General features: G+C 70.5%; 16 protein-coding genes. 4 read left to right on the forward strand and 12 right to left on the reverse strand.

Annotated elements, in window-relative coordinates; translation table 11 throughout:
- Positions 1 to 45: 45 nt before the first annotated feature.
- The 7 genes from ACFV6V_RS24120 to ACFV6V_RS24150 form a co-directional block, all read right to left on the reverse strand.
- Positions 46 to 372: a TcmI family type II polyketide cyclase gene (locus tag ACFV6V_RS24120; RefSeq protein ID WP_361282393.1), complete on the reverse strand. Its 327-nt coding sequence runs from the start codon at positions 370 to 372 to the stop codon at positions 46 to 48.
- A 34-nt stretch (positions 373 to 406) separates the two neighbouring features.
- The gene (locus tag ACFV6V_RS24125) at positions 407 to 886 is read right to left on the reverse strand and encodes an SRPBCC family protein (RefSeq protein WP_385568536.1); all 480 of its coding nucleotides are present in this window, start codon (positions 884 to 886) and stop codon (positions 407 to 409) included.
- Position 887: 1 nt separating this feature from the next.
- Positions 888 to 1,154 carry an acyl carrier protein gene (locus ACFV6V_RS24130; RefSeq protein WP_361282389.1) on the reverse strand — a complete coding sequence of 89 codons (267 nt, stop codon included), beginning with the start codon at positions 1,152 to 1,154 and terminating at the stop codon, positions 888 to 890.
- A 16-nt stretch (positions 1,155 to 1,170) separates the two neighbouring features.
- Complete coding sequence (locus tag ACFV6V_RS24135; protein ID WP_385568538.1) at positions 1,171 to 2,421, reverse strand: ketosynthase chain-length factor; 1,251 nt, start codon at positions 2,419 to 2,421, stop codon at positions 1,171 to 1,173.
- A complete protein-coding gene (locus ACFV6V_RS24140) occupies positions 2,418 to 3,686 on the reverse strand; it encodes a beta-ketoacyl-[acyl-carrier-protein] synthase family protein (protein ID WP_385568541.1) in 1,269 nt (422 codons plus the stop codon). The genes ACFV6V_RS24135 and ACFV6V_RS24140 overlap by 4 nt, the downstream gene beginning before the upstream one ends.
- The gene (locus ACFV6V_RS24145) at positions 3,683 to 4,123 is read right to left on the reverse strand and encodes a cupin domain-containing protein (protein ID WP_385568543.1); all 441 of its coding nucleotides are present in this window, start codon (positions 4,121 to 4,123) and stop codon (positions 3,683 to 3,685) included. The genes ACFV6V_RS24140 and ACFV6V_RS24145 overlap by 4 nt, the downstream gene beginning before the upstream one ends.
- 94 nt (positions 4,124 to 4,217) lie before the next feature.
- On the reverse strand, positions 4,218 to 5,348 hold the full coding sequence (locus ACFV6V_RS24150) for a SchA/CurD-like domain-containing protein (RefSeq protein WP_361282381.1): 1,131 nt from the start codon (positions 5,346 to 5,348) through the stop codon (positions 4,218 to 4,220).
- A 260-nt stretch (positions 5,349 to 5,608) separates the two neighbouring features.
- Between ACFV6V_RS24150 and ACFV6V_RS24155 the strand changes: the two genes are divergently transcribed.
- Positions 5,609 to 7,408, forward strand: coding sequence for an FAD-dependent oxidoreductase (locus tag ACFV6V_RS24155; protein ID WP_385568546.1), 1,800 nt, complete (start codon positions 5,609 to 5,611; stop codon positions 7,406 to 7,408).
- A 148-nt stretch (positions 7,409 to 7,556) separates the two neighbouring features.
- Here the strand turns inward: ACFV6V_RS24155 and ACFV6V_RS24160 are convergent, their stop codons facing one another.
- The 5 genes from ACFV6V_RS24160 to ACFV6V_RS24180 form a co-directional block, all read right to left on the reverse strand.
- Positions 7,557 to 8,471: a carbohydrate ABC transporter permease gene (locus ACFV6V_RS24160; protein ID WP_385568549.1), complete on the reverse strand. Its 915-nt coding sequence runs from the start codon at positions 8,469 to 8,471 to the stop codon at positions 7,557 to 7,559.
- Positions 8,468 to 9,865, reverse strand: a complete 1,398-nt coding sequence (locus ACFV6V_RS24165) for an ABC transporter permease subunit (protein WP_385568551.1) — start codon at positions 9,863 to 9,865, stop codon at positions 8,468 to 8,470. The genes ACFV6V_RS24160 and ACFV6V_RS24165 overlap by 4 nt, the downstream gene beginning before the upstream one ends.
- A 5-nt stretch (positions 9,866 to 9,870) precedes the next feature.
- Positions 9,871 to 11,193: an ABC transporter substrate-binding protein gene (locus ACFV6V_RS24170; RefSeq protein WP_385568553.1), complete on the reverse strand. Its 1,323-nt coding sequence runs from the start codon at positions 11,191 to 11,193 to the stop codon at positions 9,871 to 9,873.
- Between the two features lie 92 nt (positions 11,194 to 11,285).
- On the reverse strand, positions 11,286 to 12,968 hold the full coding sequence (locus ACFV6V_RS24175; protein ID WP_385568556.1) for a glycoside hydrolase family 13 protein: 1,683 nt from the start codon (positions 12,966 to 12,968) through the stop codon (positions 11,286 to 11,288).
- 230 nt (positions 12,969 to 13,198) lie between these two features.
- Positions 13,199 to 14,482 carry an ABC transporter substrate-binding protein gene (locus ACFV6V_RS24180; RefSeq protein ID WP_385568559.1) on the reverse strand — a complete coding sequence of 428 codons (1,284 nt, stop codon included), beginning with the start codon at positions 14,480 to 14,482 and terminating at the stop codon, positions 13,199 to 13,201.
- Between the two features lie 161 nt (positions 14,483 to 14,643).
- Here ACFV6V_RS24180 and ACFV6V_RS24185 point away from each other — a divergent pair, with 161 nt between their 5' ends.
- Genes ACFV6V_RS24185 through ACFV6V_RS24195 form a run of 3 tightly spaced genes read left to right on the forward strand, consistent with a single transcriptional unit; the run spans position 14,644 to position 18,229 of the window.
- Positions 14,644 to 15,159, forward strand: a complete 516-nt coding sequence (locus ACFV6V_RS24185) for a PadR family transcriptional regulator (RefSeq protein WP_385568562.1) — start codon at positions 14,644 to 14,646, stop codon at positions 15,157 to 15,159.
- Positions 15,156 to 15,920, forward strand: coding sequence for an ABC transporter ATP-binding protein (locus tag ACFV6V_RS24190; protein WP_385568564.1), 765 nt, complete (start codon positions 15,156 to 15,158; stop codon positions 15,918 to 15,920). The genes ACFV6V_RS24185 and ACFV6V_RS24190 overlap by 4 nt, the downstream gene beginning before the upstream one ends.
- A 2-nt stretch (positions 15,921 to 15,922) precedes the next feature.
- Positions 15,923 to 18,229, forward strand: coding sequence for an ABC transporter permease (locus tag ACFV6V_RS24195; protein ID WP_385568567.1), 2,307 nt, complete (start codon positions 15,923 to 15,925; stop codon positions 18,227 to 18,229).
- Positions 18,230 to 18,274 lie beyond the last annotated feature (45 nt).

The raw sequence follows: 18,274 nt of genomic DNA on the forward strand, positions 1-18,274 counted from the left end.
GCCCCCGTCTACGGACGGGGGCTCTGCGCTGTTCCCTGCAGGCCGTCAGGTCCGGCGCTCCCAGCGGTAGAACTCGTGGGCCATCGCGTCCTTCGGGCTCCGCCAGGTCTCCGGGTCGTAGGCGCTGACGTACGCGGAGAGCTTGTGGCTCACGTCGCGGAAGTCAGGGTGATCCACGACCTTGGCGACCGCGGGTCCGGGCGGGCGGTCCGACTCGATCAGATGCAGGTAGACATCGCCGAACTGGAACAACGTCCGCCGGGTGACCCCGACGAGGCCCGGCAGCTCACCCCGGTCGGATTCCTCGAACACCTTGGCGATGTCAGGGGCCGTGCCGGGTGCCATGCGGGCGACGATCAGAGCTTGGTGCATCGGGGAGGGTCCCTTCGGTGGGTACGGGCGTGGGTCAGTCGGTGGTGACCGCGACGACGTCGCGCTCGCGCGCCCGCTGCTCGATCTTGTCCCGGATGAGCTGCATCTGGACCTTGGAGTTGCGGTTGATGTTGTCGGTCATCCAGTCGTCGTCGACCGGGGCGTCCGGCTTCATCGCGAAGTCCTGGGTCCAGTGCATCAGGACACCCTGCGGGGTCTCCTTGTACGTCCAGCGGATGTCCATGTGCTGGAACGGGCCGGTCTCGACGCGCCGGGCGCGCACCGTCAGCGCCTTGCGGTCAGTGGTGCGCTCCGACACCCAGCTCCAGACCTTGCCGTTCTCGTCGGGGTGCATGGTCAGCCGGAACGTGGTGGTGTTCCGGTCGCGCTCGACGATGTCCACGGACGCGTACTCGCTGAAGAGCTGGGGCCAGTTCTCGATGTCGTTGGTCATGTTCCAGACGAGATCGAGCGGTGCCTCGATGGTGATCTGGTTCTCGGTGTGCCCGGACACTTCACGCTCCTGCCATGAGGGAGTTGTTGACGAGGTCGAGGAACTCACGCGGCGTCTTGCAGCGGTCCGCGTCGGTGGGCAGTGGGCGGCCGTAGCGGTTCTCCAGCTCGCCGACGATGCCCAGCAGGCCGAGCGAGTCGAGCCCGTACTCGTCGAACCGGGCCTCGGGACGGCCGCCCATCTCCGCCGGATCGACCGTGATGCCGGCACCCTTCTTCATCAGGGCGGCCAGTTCTTCGATGGTCAGCTTGGTGATTTGCGTGGTCATGTGAGAGTCCTCCGTCTCACGAGGGGTTGTCGGCGCCGCGCCTGAGCACCAGCGCCGCGTTCGAGCCCATGAGTCCCCGGCTGAGGATCAGGGCCGTACGCAGTTCGGCGGGCCGCGCCCGGCCGGTCACCACTTCCAGGTCGTGGCATACGTCGAACACATTGGGTGTGGGCGGGACGAGGCCGTCCTGGAGAGCGAGCACCGCGGCGGCGGTGTCCAGCACCGGAGCCCCGCAGTAGGCCCTGCCCGTACCGGTCTTGGGGGCCGTGACCGGGACACGTGCGCAGTGCGGGCCCAGGGCGTCGGCGATCGCCATGGCCTCGGCCCGGTCCGCCTCGGGGATACCGAGTGCGTCCGCGAACACGACATCGATCTCCTCGGGGGCACACTCGGCGTCCGCGAGGGCACCACGGATCGCGTGGGCCAGACCTTCGCGGGACTGCTGCCAGCGTGAGGCGCCGGTGAAGGTCGCGGCATGTCCCGCCACGACCGCGCGCACCGGGACGCCGCGCTCACGAGCTGCGGCCTCCGCCTCGACCACGAGCATCGCGCCGCCCTCGGCGGGTACGAAGCCGCAGGCGCTGGGGGTGAACGGGCGGTAGGCCCGCTCCGCCTCCTCGCACAGGCTGAGCTCCCGGTAGCCGAGCTGGCAGACGAGCGAGTACGGGGCGAGGGGTGCCTCGGCCGCGCCGATGACCACGGTGTTGGTGCCCCGGGCGATCGCCCGCCCGGCGTGCGCGAGGGCGTCCAGACCGCCCGCCTCGTCGCTGGCCACGACACCGCAGGGGCCCTTGAAGCCGCCGCGGATCGAGATCTGTCCCGTACTCGCCGCGTAGAACCAGGCGATGGACTGGTAAGGGCCCACATAGCGCGAGCCCTGCCCCCACAGGCGTTGCAGCTCGCGCTGGCCGAATTCACCGCCACCGGATCCGGCGGCGGTGACCACTCCTACGCCGAACGGGTTGTCGGCGCTGTCGCCCGGGGCGATCCGCGCATCCGCCAGCGCCATGTCGGCGGCGGCCATGGCGAAGTGCGTGAACCGGTCGGTCTGTACAAGGAAACGTTCCTCCACCACGGACTCGGGTGCGAAGCCGCGGACCTCGCCGGCGATACGCACCGGCAGATGCTCGCAACCTTCCCGGGTGATGTGGTCGAGGACGCTCAGGCCTTCCCGTGTGGCCTTCCAGAAGGCGTCGGTGCCGACCCCGTTGGGGGCGACGACACCCATTCCGGTGATGACCGGACGCCGGTCCTGCCGAGGACTCATCTTGTCCTCCCTCCTGGCCGGGTCAGCACCACGGCGGACTGGAACCCGCCGAAGCCGCTGCCGACCGAGAGCACATTGCGCAGCTTGAGGGCGCGCGCCGTGCGCGGCACATAATCGAGATCGCACTCGGGGTCGGGCGTCTCGTAGTTCGCCGTCGGCGGCACCACCTGATTGGCCAGTGCCAGCACGCAGGCGACGATCTCTATCGCCCCGATGGCCCCGAGCGAGTGGCCCACCATGGACTTGATGGAACTCATCGGCACCTTGTAGGCGTGTGCTCCGAGCGACTCCTTGACGGCGGCCGTCTCGTGCCGGTCGTTCTGCTGGGTGCCCGAACCGTGCGCGTTGACGTAGTCGATGTCCGAGCCGTCGAGCCGGGCGTGATCGAGCGCGGTGTCGATCGCGCGGGCCATCTCCAGGCCCTCCCGGGTCAGACCCGTCATGTGGTACGCGTTGCCGAAGGTGGCGTAGCCGCCTACCTCGCAGTACACGGTGGCACCCCGGGCACGGGCGTGCTCGAGCTCCTCCAGGACGAGGACGGCTCCGCCCTCGCCCATCACGAACCCGTCCCGGTTCGCGTCGAACGGGCGCGAGGCATGGGCCGGGTCGTCGTTGTTCGCGGAGGTCGCCTTGATCGCGTCGAAGCAGGCCACGGTGATCGGGGAGATCGGCGAGTCGGACGCGCCCGCTATGCAGACGTCGACCTTCCCCTCCTCTATCGCGTGGAAGGCGTAGCCGATCGCGTCCAGACCGGAGGTGCAGCCCGTGGACACGGTCTGCACCGGGCCCCGGGCCCCGGTCTGCTCGGCCACCTCGGAGGCGAGGGCGCTGGGCGCGAACGCCCGGTGCAGATGCGGCTCGGCCTCGCTGTGGTCGACGTCCCAGCGCCGCCCGGAGCTGCTGACCTTGACGTAGTCGTGCTCCAGGCGGGTGGTGCCGCCCACCGCGGTGCCCAGGGAGACACCGATGCGCCAGGGGTCTTCCCGATCCGGGTCGAGCCCCGCGTCGCGCAGCGCCTCCCTGGCCGCGACCAGCGCGAACTGGACGTACCGGTCCGCGCGCTGGATCGTCGCCGGGTCGAGGCCGTGGGTGGCCGGGTCGAAGTCGCACTCCGCGGCGATGCGCGAACGGAAGCCCTTCGGGTCGAAGAGCGTGATACCGCGCGTCGCCGTGCGTCCGTTGGCCAGAAGGTCCCAGAACGCCGGTATGCCCACACCTCCCGGCGCCACTATGCCGACGCCGGTGACCGCTACCCGCCGTGTCATGAAGCCGTCCTTGTCCGTTCGGGCGGCCGGTGCCCTCCGGTACCGGCCTTGGCCGGGGTCTCCTCGGTGTCGACGTGTCCGAGCTCCGGCCGTGGCGCCAGCGGGCCCAGATGGAACACCATCCGGGCCTCCGTGCTGCCCACGTTGCGGAACCGGTGCCGTACATACGCGGGGATCAGCAGACCCTGGTCCGGGCGGAGCGCGTACGTCTCGTCGTCCAGGTCCACTTCGAGTGCTCCGCTGACGACGTACACGAACTCCTCGGAGTACGGGTGGTAGTGCTCACCGATGCGGTCGCCGGGCTCCACGATCGCCAGGCCCATGAACCCGCTCGTCGCGCCCACCGTGGTGGGCGTGAGCATGGCGCGCAGGTCGCCTCCGCGCTTGGTGTTGGGCTGGGTCTCGCTGAGATCGACGATGCGATGAGGTGTGGTCATGAGATTCCTCCACGTGGCCGGATGGCGTTGGGCCGGCGGTGCGGCGGACCGGATGGGCCCGGCGCGCCGCACCGCGCGGCGCATGACGGACGGTTCAGGGACCGACGGGGGACCGGCGATCGGTGATCAGGCGCATGTCGGCGCGAGCGAGGAAACGGAGCATGTCCGCATCCGTCGCCGGAGAACCGCCGCCGAACGCGTCCTCGTCGAGAAGACGGGCCACCATGGCCGCCTTGCGGGGACCGTGCGCTCCTCCCGCGAGCATCGGAGCGGCTTCAAGACCGCCCCGCACGTCGACGAGCCGGATGACGACGTCGTCGCGCAGGAAGATGGTGCTGCTCTCGATGACCCCGGAGGGGTCGTGGGCGGCTACCTCGTCCTGACGGGCGAGGAGCTTGGCCAGAGCCATGCCGCAACCCTGCTTGGCCGGGTAGTACAGCGCGTGTCGCTTCGAGTCCGAGTGCTCGCCCTCGACGGCCGCCAGATGGTGCACCGCCGGAAGCGAGGCCCGGGTGAAGAACATCCGTGCCGACTCCTGGTCGTTGAGGTCGCGGTACTGCTCCAGATAGGGGTTGATGGCTTCCTCGAGCGCCTGCACCTCGGGCTGCCTGGCCACATGGCGCAGCGCGGCGAGCAGATCGCCCTGCACCTCCACCGCGCGGATGACCCGGTTGCGGTGCATGAACAGGGAGGTACGGCGCAACCGGGTGTTGTCGTCCACCCGTGGCTCGGGTGACTTGTAACCGGCGAGGAGCTCGGCGACGATCTCCTCGCTGCCCGGCTTGACGGTAAAGGTGAGGGCGTGTCGGACGATGCCGTCACCCATCCGCGCGTATGGCTGAAGTGCACCGCCGAGCTCCGAGGCACGGGCCTCCGTGTGGATCTTGCCCGTCTCACGCAGCACGCTGAAGCGCAGCGAACGGGTGTCCCGCACACAGCTGTGCAGCGGCTTCACCACGTCGACGTGCTCCTCGCTGTTCACCCACTCGATGAACGGCGGCGCGCTCTCCCACTCACTGGTGATCAGCCACTGCGAAGGATTCTCGATCGACTGGCACAGCTGGTCACTCAGGTGGCCGGGTACCGAAGCCACCTGGTTGCGCATGTGCTCGTACGCGGCGAGAAAGCTCTGCTGCGCACCGTCATGAAGATCCACCAGCAGTACGACCCGCAGCCTGGAGCCGTCGAAGGCCGACTGAGATATACGTTCCGACAGAGTTGTCATGTTCCACGCATCTCCTTCGAGACAGTGAAGCCGCCACCGAAGTGACGGAGCCGGCTCTCCGGGGTTCGGAGTAAGGGGTCCGACGCATTGGAACCGCCGATCAGCGCCCAGGCGATGCGGCTGTCCGGCTTCGATCCTGTGCCGATACCACGGGTGGCGCGAGATGTGTGAACCATGCGGGTGAAGGGGCGATCGAGGCGCTCCCGCAAGGGCATGGAAACTCCAATCCCCCCAACCGGCGGCTGGAGCTGGAGCAACTGATGGAAGAAAACTTCGACGACCGTGTACCGGTCCTGATCGTGGGCGGCTCGCTGGTGGGCCTGTCCACATCGCTGTTCCTGGGCCGGCTCGGCGTCGGGCACATGCTCGTCGAGCGGCATGCGAGCACCTCGAGGCATCCGCGCGGTCGCGGCAACAACGTACGCACCATGGAGCTGTTCAGGGTGGCGGGGGCCGAACCGCTCATCCACGAGGCCGCATCCGCACTCGCCGGCAACCACGGCATCCTCCAGACCCCGTCACTGGTCGGCGACGAGGGCGAGTGGCTGCTCAAGGAGATCGCCCCGGGCGACGGACTGACCCGTATCAGTCCCTCCGGCTGGTGCGTGTGCAGCCAGAACGACCTGGAGCCGGTGCTGCTGGAGTGTGCCCGCAAGAACGGCGGCGACCTGCGCTACTCCACCGAGATGAAGTCGTTCGAGCAGGACGCCGACGGTGTCACCGCGGTCATCGAGGACCGCGAGAGCGGCCGGACCCGCGTCGTCCGGGCGGACTACCTCGTGGCGGCCGACGGCCCCCGCAGTCCCGTGCGCGAGCAGCTCGGCATCGGCCAGACGGGGCTCGGCGACCTGTTCCACAACGTCAGCGTCACCTTCCGGTCCCGCGCGCTCGCGGATGTCGTCGGTGACCGCCGCTTCATCGTCTGCTACCTCACCAACCCCGAGGCGGACGGCGCCCTGCTGCCCGTGGACAACGTGGAGAACTGGGTCTTCCACGCGCCCTGGCAGCCCGACAAGGGCGAGAAGCTGGAGGACTTCACCGAGGAGCGCTGTATCGCCCACATCCGCAAGGCGACCGGCGCCCCGGACATCGACGTCGAGATCACCGGAAAGGCCCCCTGGCACGCCGCCGAACGGGTGTCCGAGCGGTACGCGTCGGGCCGGGTGTTCCTCGCAGGCGACTCCTGCCACGAGATGTCGCCCACCGGGGCGTTCGGCTCCAACACCGGTATCCAGGACGCGCACAACCTCGCCTGGAAGCTCGCCATGGTGCTGGGCGGCGCCGCGGGTCCCGGGCTGCTCGACAGCTACGAGGCGGAGCGGCTGCCGGTGGCCAGGGCCACGGGTATGCGGGCGTCGAGCAGGTCGGAGGAGCACAGCCACCCCGGCTACGACCCGTCGTCGGTGGCGGGCCGCGGCGGCGGTCCCGGCGGTCCGGGCATGGGTGGTCCTGGCGGTCCCGGTGGTCCGGGTATGGGTGGCCCCGGTGGCCCCGGTGGCCCCGGTGGCCCCGGCGGTCCGGGGATGGGTGGCCCGGGCGGACCCGGCGGCCCGAGCATCGCCGGTGGTCCCAACGGCAGCCCCGGCGGGATGCTCGCCGTCGCGATGGGCTACCGCTACCCGCACGGTGCCGTCATCGGGGCCGACGCCGACATGCCCGTCATCCCCAAGGGGATCCAGGTCGTCGGGGAGCCCGGCGCCCGTTCGCCGCACATGTGGCTGCACAAGCCCGGCACCCAGCGCCGGATCTCCACGCTGGACCTGTTCGAGCGGTCGTACGTACTGCTGACCGGTTCGGGCGGTGCGGCGTGGCGTGCGGCGGCGCGTACGGTGGCAGACCGGCTCTCGTGCCCGCTGGACGCCTACCTCGTGGGTGAGGATCCCGAGGCCGATCTGATCCCCGAAACCGGCTTCGACTGGGCCGAGTCGCACGGCGCGTCCCCCGAGGGCGCGGTCGTGGTCCGCCCCGACGGGTTCATGGCGTGGCGCTCGACGGGGATGGAGTCCGACCCCGAAGCGGCGCTCATGACGGCCATGAAGTCGCTGCTGTACCGCTCGTGAACCACCCCTGAGCCGCCGCGCTAGCAGTCCGCCCCGTCGATGCCCACCCCCGTGAGGCACCGACGGGGCGGACTGCCGTCACCACCGGCAAGGCTGTCAGCGCTGTCACTGCTGTCGCAGCCGAACGCGCTGTCGAAGCGCAGCCCGCTCACTTGACCGAGCCCGCCATCACCCCCTGCACGAAGTGCCGCTGGAAGGCGAAGAAGACCACCACGGGCACGATCAGGGACAGGAACGCACCGGGCGCGAGCACATCGATATTGCTGCCGAACTGGCGCACCTGCGACTGGAGTTCCACGGTGAGGGGCTGCGATGAGCTGTCCGCGAAGAGCAGTGCCACGAGCATGTCGTTCCACACCCACAGGAACTGGAAGATCGCCAGACTCGCGATCGCCGGACGGCCCACCGGCAGCACCAGCCGGGTGAAGATCCGCCACTCGCTGCCGCCGTCCATCCGCGCCGCCTCCAGCATCTCGCGCGGGATGTCGGCGAAGTAGTTGCGCAGCAGGAAGACGGCGAACGGCAGCCCGTAGGCGACGTGGAAGAGCACCACACCGGGGATCGTGCCGAACAGACCCAACTGGCCGAACAGCTTGGCCACCGGCAGCAGACCCACCTGGACGGGCACCACCAGCATGGCCACCACCAGCAGGAACAGCCAGTCCCGGCCCGGGAACTCCAGCCAGGCGAAGGCATAGCCCGCCAGCGCCGCGATCACGATGACCAGGGCCGTCGCGGGCACCGAGATCATGACCGTGTTCCAGAAGGCCTGGGTCATCCCCGCGTTGCCGAGCAGCGCCGAGTAGTTGTCGAACGACAGCTGCCCGGGCGAGGACAGCGCGGTCCACCAGCCGCTGCCCGCGCTGTCCTGCGCCGAGCGCAGTGAGGACAGCAGCAGACCGGCCAGCGGAGTGATCCATACGAGCCCGATGACCACCAGGAGCGCTTGGACAACGCCGTTGCCGAGCCACTTCCCCAGCCTGCTCCCGGAGCGCCTCCGAGCGCTGCGGCGACCGGTCGGCGCTTGCTTCGTGACAGCCGGTTCGGTGACGGTGGCGCTCATGACTGGCTCCTGCGAAAGCGGCGGACGTTGAAGACCATGGCAGGGATGACCAGCAGCAGGAGCAGCACGCCCAGCGCACTGCCGAGCCCCTGGTTGTTGCCGCCGCCGAAGGAGACCAGCCACATCTGGGTGGCCAGCACGGTGGCGTCTTCCTGCACCGGCCCGGGCGCGATGATGTAGACGAGGTCGAAGACCTTCATCACATTGATGACCAGGGTCACGAAGACCACGGTCAGGATGGGCGCGAGCAGCGGCACGGTGATCCTGCGGAACACCTGCCACTCGCCGGCACCGTCCATCCGGGCGGCTTCGAGCACGTCGCGCGGCAGGGACGACAGGCCCGCGCCGATGAGCACCATCGCGAAGCCGGTCCAGATCCACAGGTACGCGCCGATGATCGCCGGGGTGACCAGCGCCGGGCCGAGCCAGGACACCCCCTCGTAGGGCGGGGCGAAGTTCTGCGCGGGCAGCCGCACGGTGTAGGAGCCGGCTGCCAGGCCGGGGAAGCGGAAGGAGCCGTCCGATGCGGTGGTGGCGGTGGCGACCGGGCGCCCGTCGCGTAGCGCCTCGACCGTCAGTTCCGGCAGTCCGCTCTCCTTCGGGTCCACCCGGCCCTGCTCGCCGCCGCCGCCCGGTGTGAAGTCGAGATAGGCCACGCCCAGCAGTTCACCCGGCCCGGCTTCGCGGCTCGCCGCCGGCTGCGCGGGCCGTGCGTCCGCGGACAGTTCCTTCGGCGGCACGCCGACAAGCCCGAGGGCGATGCTCTGTCCGCCGGGGGACACCGTGCCCGATGTGCTGTACGACCCGTCGGGTCCCTTCGTCAGCCCCTGGCCGTCCCGGGCGCGGGCGGTCGGATACGAGGACGAGCCCTTGACGGCGTCATGCACCCCGACGACGGCGGCGTTCAGCACCCCCTTGTCGGGGTCCTCTTCGTAGGCGAGCCGGAAGATGATGCCCGCGGCGAGGAAGGACACCGCCATCGGCATGAACAGGAGCAGTTTGAACGCCGTGGCCCAGCGGACCTTCTCGACCAGCACGGCCAGGATCAGTCCCAGACCGGTGAGCAGAGTCGGGGCGATGACCACCCAGATGGCGCTGTTGCGGACCGCCTTGAGGGTGGCCGGGTCGCGGAACATCTCGGCGTAGTTCTCGCCGCCGACGAAGCGTGTGCCACCGGCGTCGAAGAAGCTCCGGCCGACGGAGAACAGCACGGGATAGACGACCAGCGCGCCGAGCAGCAGCAGCGCGGGCAGCACGAAGGCCACGGAGACGGTCCGCCGACGGCGCTGGGCGCGGCGGCGGGGGTCGTGCCGGGGGGTGCGCCCGGGACCGGCGGCCCCGGCGGGCCCCGGGAGGGGGCCCGCCTTCGGTGATGTGGAGGTGGCAGCGGTCATGATCGTCAGCCCTTGTACGCCTTGGTCGCCGCGTCCTCGAGCTTGGCCGCGGTGCCCTTCGGATCCGACGGGTCGCGCAGGAAGTCCTGGAGCAGCTTCCACTCGCCCGCGCCCTTCGTCCCGCCGAACGCCGCGGGCGCCTGGTCGGACATGTCGAAGCGGACGGAGTCTCCGGCGTCGATCAGTGACTTGGCCGTCTGACGGGTGGTGTCATCGCCGTAGGACTTGAGGTCCAGCTTCTTGTTGGGGGACAGGAAACCACCCGCCTCGGCCCACACGGCAGCGGCCTCGGGCGTGGCCAGGAACTCCACGAAGGCCATGGCGGCCTTCTTGTTCTTCCCGTCCTCCAGGGCGACCGCGGCGTCACCGCCACTGACCACGGGCGCGTCGCCGCCGTCGACCGCCGGGAAGGGGAAGAAGGCGGCGTCCTCGCCGATCTTTCGGCCGAACTGGTCCTTGGCCACACCGGCGACGAAGTCGCCCTCGTAGACCATCCCGGCTTCCGGGTCGGGGCCGAAGACCTTCTCCACGGATCCGGGGAAGTCCGTGCTCAGCGCGCCCTTCTGGCCGCCCGCGATCAGCTGTTTGTCGGCGAACAGCTTGCCGAGGGTGGTGAGGGCTTTGACCACGCTCGGATCGGTCCACGGGATGCTGTGCCCGGCGAGCTGGTCATACGTCTGGGGACCCGCCTGGGACAGATAGATGTTCTCGAACCAGTCGGTGAGGGTCCAGCCGTCCTCACCCGCGACCGCGAACGCGGAGAGACCCGAGTCGGACACCGCCCGCCCGGCCTTGAGGAGCTCCGCGTAGGTCTTCGGCGCCTTGACCCCGGCCTGGTCCAGGGCGTCCGGGCTGTACCAGACGGTGGACTTGTGCGCGGCCTTGAAGTACACCCCGTACAGCGTGTTCTCGACGCTTCCGTAGTGCTTCCACACACTGGCGAAGTCGGTGTCCACGGACTTCTCGGCCGTCTTGGAGAGCGGGGTGAGCCAGCCGTTCTTCGCGAACTGCTGGAGCACACCGACCTGCGGCACCATCACCACATCGGGTGCGTTGCCGCCCTCGATCTTGCTGCCCACCACGGTGGAGACGTTGTCGCCGGTGGAGACGAACTGGGCCTTGGCTCCGGTCTTGGCGCTGAAGGCGTCGAGCACCTTCTGGAAGTTCTTCTGCTCGGCGCCGGACCAGACCCCCGCGACGGTGATCGTCTGGCCGTTCAGCGACTTGTCGCCGCCGTTCGCGGTGGTGACGGGGCCGCTGCCACAGGCGGTGGCCCCGAGGGCCAGGGTCAGCGCGGTGCAGCCCGCGAGTATGAGGCGTCGCGTCATGACGGGGATCTCCTTGGTGGGCGAGGGACAGGCGAGTTCGGACGAGGACCGAAGGGAACGGACCAGGACCGACGGGAGAAGGGGATGCTGGTTCAGGGGCCGGTGCCGTCGCCGGTCCACCAGGCGGCGGTGGATCCGGGCAGTACGCCGTTCGGGCAGGGACCGCTGGAGAGCAGCGGAGCTCCGGAGACGGGCGCGGGCACGGGTGCGGTGCCGAAGTTGACGGCGCAGACGAGACCGTCACCGCGGACGAAGGCGAGCACCCCGGGCGCCGACTCCAGCCAGCGCAGGGTTCCTTCGCCGAGCTGCGGCAGCCCCCGGCGGAGCTGGAGGCCGTCGCGGTAGAGGTGCCAGAACGAGCGGGTGTCGGCGACCGCCCGGTCAGTGGCGTGCTCGGCGAACCAACCGGGCTGCGGCAGCCAGGGCTTGGCCCCTTCGGCACCCGAGGTGAAGCCGAACGGGGAGGCGTGCCCGGACCACGGCAGCGGCACCCGGCAGCCGTCGCGGATCCGGGACCGGCTGCCGGTGCGCCGGAAGATCGGGTCGGTGAGGACCTCGTCCGGCAGGTCGACGACCTCGGGCAGCCCCAGCTCCTCCCCTTGGTAGATGTACGCGGCCCCGGGCAGTGCCAGCATCAACAGCGCGGCGGCCCTGGCCCGAGCGGCGCCGAGTCCACTGCCCTCGGTGCCGGACTCCCCGTAACGGGTCACGGTGCGGACCTGGTCGTGGTTGTTGAGCACCCAGGTGACCGTGGAGCCGGTGCCCGCGATGTCCTGCATGGCCTCGGTGATCACCTTGCGGAAGGCGCCGGCGTCCCAGGGGGCCGAGAGCAGATCGAAGAAGAAGGCCTGGTGCAGCTCGTCCGGACGCACGTAGCGGGCGTGTTCCCGCGCGGTGGGCACCGAGACCTCGCCCACCAGCAGCCGCTCGCGGCCGTCCCGCAGGGTGTACTGCTCGCACACCGACCGCCATTGGCGCCACACATCGTGCACCTCGGGCTGGTTCCACGCCAGCGGATTGACCGCGTCGCGGGTGCGGGCGTCGGCCTCGGGGTCGGAGGAGTCGGGCAGATCGGGGTGCTTGTAGAGCCCTGCCGCCACATCGATACGGAAGCCGTCGACACCATGGTCCAGCCAGAACCGCAGGACGCGCTCGAAGTACGCGGTCGTCTCCGGGTTGCGCCAGTTCAGGTCGGGCTGCTCGGGCGTGAACATGTGGAGGTACCACTGGCCGGGGCTGCCGTCGGTTTCGGTGACCCTGCTCCAGGCCGGCCCGCCGAACATCGCATGCCAGTTGTTGGGCGGCACGTCGCCGCCGGGGCCGCGGCCCTCGGCGAAGTGGAAGCGAGCCCGAGCCTCGCTGCCCGGTCCCGACGCGAGGGCCGCGCGGAACCACTCGTGCTCGCTGGAGCAGTGGTTGGGGACGATGTCGAGCAGCACCTTCATGCCGAGCCGGTGCGCGTCCGCGACCAGCAGGCCGAACTCGGCCAGGTCGCCGAACACCGGATCCACATCGCAGTAGTCCGCGACGTCGTAGCCGTGGTCGTGCTGCGGCGAGGGGTAGAACGGGCTCAGCCATATCCCGTCGACGCCGAGCTTCTTGAGGTACGGAAGTCCGGCGCGGACCCCCGCCAGATCGCCGATTCCGTCGCCGGTGCTGTCGAGGAAACTGCGGACGTAGACCTGGTAGATCACCGCGTCACGCCACCAGTGGTGCCGTGTGGGGCGCTGCGCGCCGCCCTGTGGGAGACCGTCGCCGGCCGTGGATGTGAGCATCACCCGTGAACCTGTTTCTGCACGTGTGTCTTCTGCATGAAGGGAGCATCCGCAGCCAAGAACGACCAGCGGTTATGCATTCATGTTAAGTAGCGGTGTCACGCAGGTGTCAACGGTTATGCAGAGCTGTACCGGCAAGTTGGGGGGATTGCCCGTTTTTATCCGCCGTAAATGACGGCGTGCGGCATGGCTTGAATGCCTAACGGTTAAGTAATGATGTCCGTGCGGGCTCAGCCGCGCCGGGCGATGGCGGCCAGCTCGCCGCTCAGCCTGCGCACAGCGGCGTCCGGCCCCTGGTGCTGGGCCATGGCGTCGTGAACGACCGCCTGCACGGCCAGACTCACCTGCTCGTACCGCGCGCTCTTCGGCCGGGGAGCAGCCGCCAGCACGCTCTTGCGCAGCGCGGGCAGATAGGGGAACTCCCGGATGAGCGCCGGGTCCTGGTAGAGGGCAGCCCGCACGGGGGGAAGCGCCCCCTCGGTGAGCACCTTGCGCTGCACCGGGGCGCTGGTGAGATACGCGATCAGGTCGCCCGCGGTCTCCGGGTGCCGGGCGCCGGTGCTGACGGCGAGATTGGACCCGCCCAGCACGCTCGTCCCCGCTCCGTGGGGTCCCGGGAGGGGTACGGCGCCGAACTTGCCCGCGACCCGCGAGCCGGGCCCCGACGCTCCCGCGTAGGCGTAGGGCCAGTTGCGCAGGAAGAGCAGCCGGCCGTCCTGGAAGGCCTGCCGGGACTCCTCCTCCTTGTAGCCGAGCGCTTCCTCGGGGATCCAGCCGTCGCGCACCCCGCGAGCGAGGAAACCGATGCCGGTACGTGCCGCGGGGGAGTCCAGCGTCACCCGGCCGTCGCCACCGAGCACTGTGCCGCCCGCCGAGTAGACCGCCTCGGTCGCGTTGACCGTGAGCCCCTCGTACGGGAGGAACTGACCCGCGTAGCCGCCGATCCCGTATCGCGGGGCGATGGTCCTGGCCTGGCGCTCCAGCTCCGCCCAGCTGCCCGGTGGGCGCTCGCCCTCGCGATCGAGGATGTCCTTGCGGTAGTAGAGCATCCCGGCGTCCGTGACGTAGGGAACCGCGTACAGCCTGCCCTCGTACGTGGCCGTGTCCACGACCGGCGGCAGGAAACTGTCCAGTGGGAAGCGCCCGCGCTCCAGCGGGGCTATCCATCCCGCTGCGGCGAACTCCGAGGTCCAGGCCACGTCGATGTTGAGGATGTCGAACCGGCCCGCACCCGAGCGCAGCTCGGTGGTCATCTGGGCGCGGGTCTCGTCGGCCGAGTCCGGCAGCTCCACGAGCGTGACCCTCTCGCCGGGGTGCCCCCGGTTCCAGCCCTCCAGCAGGGGCTCGAGATACCCGGTGAGAACACCGGCCGTAGCCAGCGTCACCGGTCCCCGGCCGCCGCCGCGCGCACCCTCCGCCGACGGCCCTCCGGCCCCGGCACCGGACGACACACAGCCCGCAATCACGACCGCCGCGACCAGGAGACCCCTACCGGCGGCACGTATCCACCGCATAGGTTCCTCCCTGTACCTCGGTCCCGGGCCTCGTCGCCCTCGTCACTCCGGACAACGGCATGTATACCCGTTAGGCATGGGCGATACTAGGGCCGGTATCGCATGCCGACCGGTATGGCGAATCGGGAAGAGCGGGACAACGGCAAGGGAGGAGAGCACGCGTGCGCCTGCCCCTCCTGGCACTTCTCTCCCGGGGCCCGGCCCATGGCTACGAGCTCAAGCAGGACCTTGAGCAACTGCTGGGCTCCGCGTACCCTCAGCCGAACGTCGGCCAGATCTACGTCACCCTCGGCCGGCTGGAGAAATCGGGCCTCATCGAGGGCGAGGACGTCGCCCAGTCGAACAGGCCCAACAAGAGGATCTACCGCCTCACCGACGCCGGGACGGAGGCGCTGCGCGCCTGGTTCGAGGAGACGGCGGACGAGCCACGGGTGCGGGACGAGTTCTTCATGAAGCTCGCCCTCGCGCCCCGGACCGGACTCGTCGACCAGATCGCCCTCATCAACAGACAGCGCCGCGAATACCTCAACACCATGCGCAATCTGTCCAAGCTGTCCGCGAGCGAGACCCGGGACAACCGCATAGCGCACCTGCTGATCGAGGGAGCCATGCTGCACCTCCAGGCCGACCTCGACTGGCTCGAGCGCTGCCAGGAGGAACTGGAAGGGCTGGAATGAGCGACACCGCGGTACCCGGCCCGGCCGCCCCCCTGCTGCGGGCTGCGGGCCTCGTCAAGACCCACCAGGGTGAGGGCGCGCCGGCCCACGCCGTACGGGGAGTGGACCTCTCCGTGGGCCACGGCGAGTTCGTGGCCGTCACCGGCCCGTCCGGCGCGGGCAAGTCGACCCTGCTGCACCTGCTCGGCGGGCTCCAGCGCCCGGACAGCGGCAGCATCTGGCTCGACGGGGAGTGCACGGACGCCTACAGCGAGGCCCGCTGGGCGCTGGAGCGCCGGCGGCGGATCGGCATCGTCTTCCAGTTCTTCAATCTGGTGTCCAACCTCACCGTGGCCGACAATGTCGAGCTGCCCGCACTGCTCGCCGGGACCAGCCCCAAGCAGGCCCGCGCCGAGCGGGAGAAGCTGCTCGCCGAGCTGGGCCTTGAGGGCAAGGCACGCAGCATGCCCGGCGAGCTCTCCGGTGGTGAGCAGCAGCGGGTGGCGCTCGCACGCGCGCTGGTGAACCACCCGCGACTGCTGCTCGCCGACGAACCCGCGGGCAGCCTGGACAGCAAGGCCACCCGAGAGGTGATGCGCCTGCTCTCCCGCTTCCACCAGCGCGGCCAGACGATCCTGCTGGTCACCCACGACGCCCGGCTGGCCAGCGCCGCCGACCGGGTCATCAGCTTCTTCGACGGACGCATAGCCGACGACGCCGAACTCGGCGGCACACCGGCCAGGGGCGGCGGACTGTCCGACGTCCTCGAACTGAAGGACTGACCGTGCGGGCCACACTGCGCTGGGCGCACGCCGATCTGCGCACACACCGGGGCGAGGCGCTGTTCATCGTCTCGGCCACCGCGGGGATCGTCGCCGCACTGCTGCTGGCCGCCGCGCTCTTCGGTTACGCCACCAACCCCTGGCAGCGGGTGTTCGCCCAGTCCCACGGGGCCCATGTGTGGATCCACACCGGGCCGGACGCCGACGCGAGCGCACTCGCCGCACTCGACGGGGTCGACGCCGTGTCAGGGCCCTACCGAACCGCGCACACCACTGTCGAGTCCCGGGGCGCACGCGCCGCCGTCGAACTGCGCGGAGCGGGCACCGAACCGCCCGCCACCGGCCGCCCCCTGCTCACCTCCGGGCGCTGGCTGACCGCCGGCAGCCCGGACGGGGCCGTCCTGGAGAGCAGCCTGGCCCGCGCCCTGGTCGTCGGGCCGGGTGACGCCCTCACCCTGCCAGGGACCGGGCAGATCCTCACCGTCGTCGGTGTCGCCGACAGCGCCGAGCCCCGCTACCGCCCCGGAGAGCGCGCCGGCACCGTCTGGGCATCCGCCGGTGCCGTACGCGCCGCAGCCGCAGGTGGCGGGGACCGCCCGGGCCAGGTCACCGGCCTGCTGCTGGCCGACCCCGACGACACCGACTACGCGGTCCAGCGTGCCGTCACCCGCCTCGGCGCCGGAGCCGTCACGGACGTGTCGAACTGGCGGCAGGCACGGGCCGAGGCCCAGGGGGACACCCGGCTGCTCGGCCAGGTGCTGGGCCTCTTCGGACTCGGAGCCCTGCTCGCCGCGGCCCTCGCCGTCTACGGCGCGATCAGCACCCGGGTACGCGGCCATCTGCGGGACATCTCCATCCTCAAGGCCATCGGATTCACCCCCGGCCAGGTGGTACGGGTCTTCCTGGTCCAGCACCTCGCCTTCGCCGCGCTCGGCGCGGTCGTCGCCACCACCCTCACCGGCCCACTCGGCAGCCGTATCCCGGGCAGGCTCGGCGAAGCCGTCGGCGTCTGGCAGGGACTGCCCGGCCACAGCCCCGCGCTGCTCGCCGTGCCCGTCGGTGCCGTGCTGTTCATCGGCGCCACGACCGCTCTCGCCGCCTGGCGTGCGGGACGGGTACCCCCGGTGCCCGGACTCGTCGGCGCGCCCGGCGCACGCGGCCGGCTCTCCGGCGCGGCACGCAGCGCCCTGGGCCTTCGGGTACCCCCGGCGCTGGTGCTCGGCTTCCACCGGGCCTTCGTACGCGGACGGCATACACCCGCCACGGTGGCCCGGCTGGCGCTGCCGCTGCTGCTGATCACGGTGGCACTCAGCGCGTGGACCACCATCGCCCGCTTCGACAGCCGGCCCCAGGAGCTCGGACTCGCCGCCGCGCTCACCGCACGCGCCGACAAGGACCTCGGCGACACCGAGGCAAAGGCCCTCATCGAGCGTGACGACCGGGTCGCCGCGGCACACCCCGGGGTCGAGGTCGCCGCCCTGGCCCCGGGCCAGACCGGCACCATCGCCCTGCGCGGCTTCGGCACCCGGCAGCAGCCCTACCCGTACTCGGTCGCCGAGGGCCGCGCCGCCACCGGACCCGACGAGGCCGTAGCGGGACAGGGACTGCTCGATCTCCTCGGTGTGCACGTCGGTGACTGGGTCAGGATGACCGTCGGCGGCCACCCCCAGGTGCTGCACATCGTCGGCCGCAGCATCGAGCCGGAGAACGCCGGCCGTACCGTCTCCACCTCGCTCGACACCCTCCGCGAGAACGATCCCGCCCTGCGGGCGACCCTCTACCAGGTGCAACTGCGGCCGGGCACGGACCCCGGCGAGGTGCGCACCGCTCTGTCCGAAGCCTCTGGTGGCCGGCTGGACATCCACGAGGTCACCAGCCCCGCCGACCGGCTGTCGGCCATGCGCGGAGTCGTGGCGGGCCTGATCGCCGTGCTGGCCCTGATCGGGCTCACCGAGGTCTCCACGGTGATCGGCGGCACCGTACGGGAAGGCGAACGCGACCTTCTCGCCCTGAAGGCGATCGGGCTGTCACCGCGCCAGATCACCGCGGTCACGGTGACCGCGGTCGGCTTCACCGCGCTTGCCGCGGTGACGGTGGGTGCCGGACTGGGTGTGCCGCTGGCCGGCTGGCTGATCGACGCGGAGGGCCGCTCCAGCGGCATCGGCGCCGGCATCGCCCATGCGCCCTCGCCCGTGCTGCTGGTGCTGCTGGCGGCCGCGGCCGTACTGGGAGCCGTCGCGCTCGCCCTGCTGCCCGCGATGCGCGCGGCCCGCCGCAGGCTGGTCGACACCCTGGCGGCGGTCGCCTAGGCCCTTTCCGGTCCGGCCGTCCGGGCAGGACCTGGGTCCTGCCCG

Source organism: Streptomyces sp. NPDC059828, from assembly GCF_042731955.1.
GTDB lineage: Bacteria > Actinomycetota > Actinomycetes > Streptomycetales > Streptomycetaceae > Streptomyces.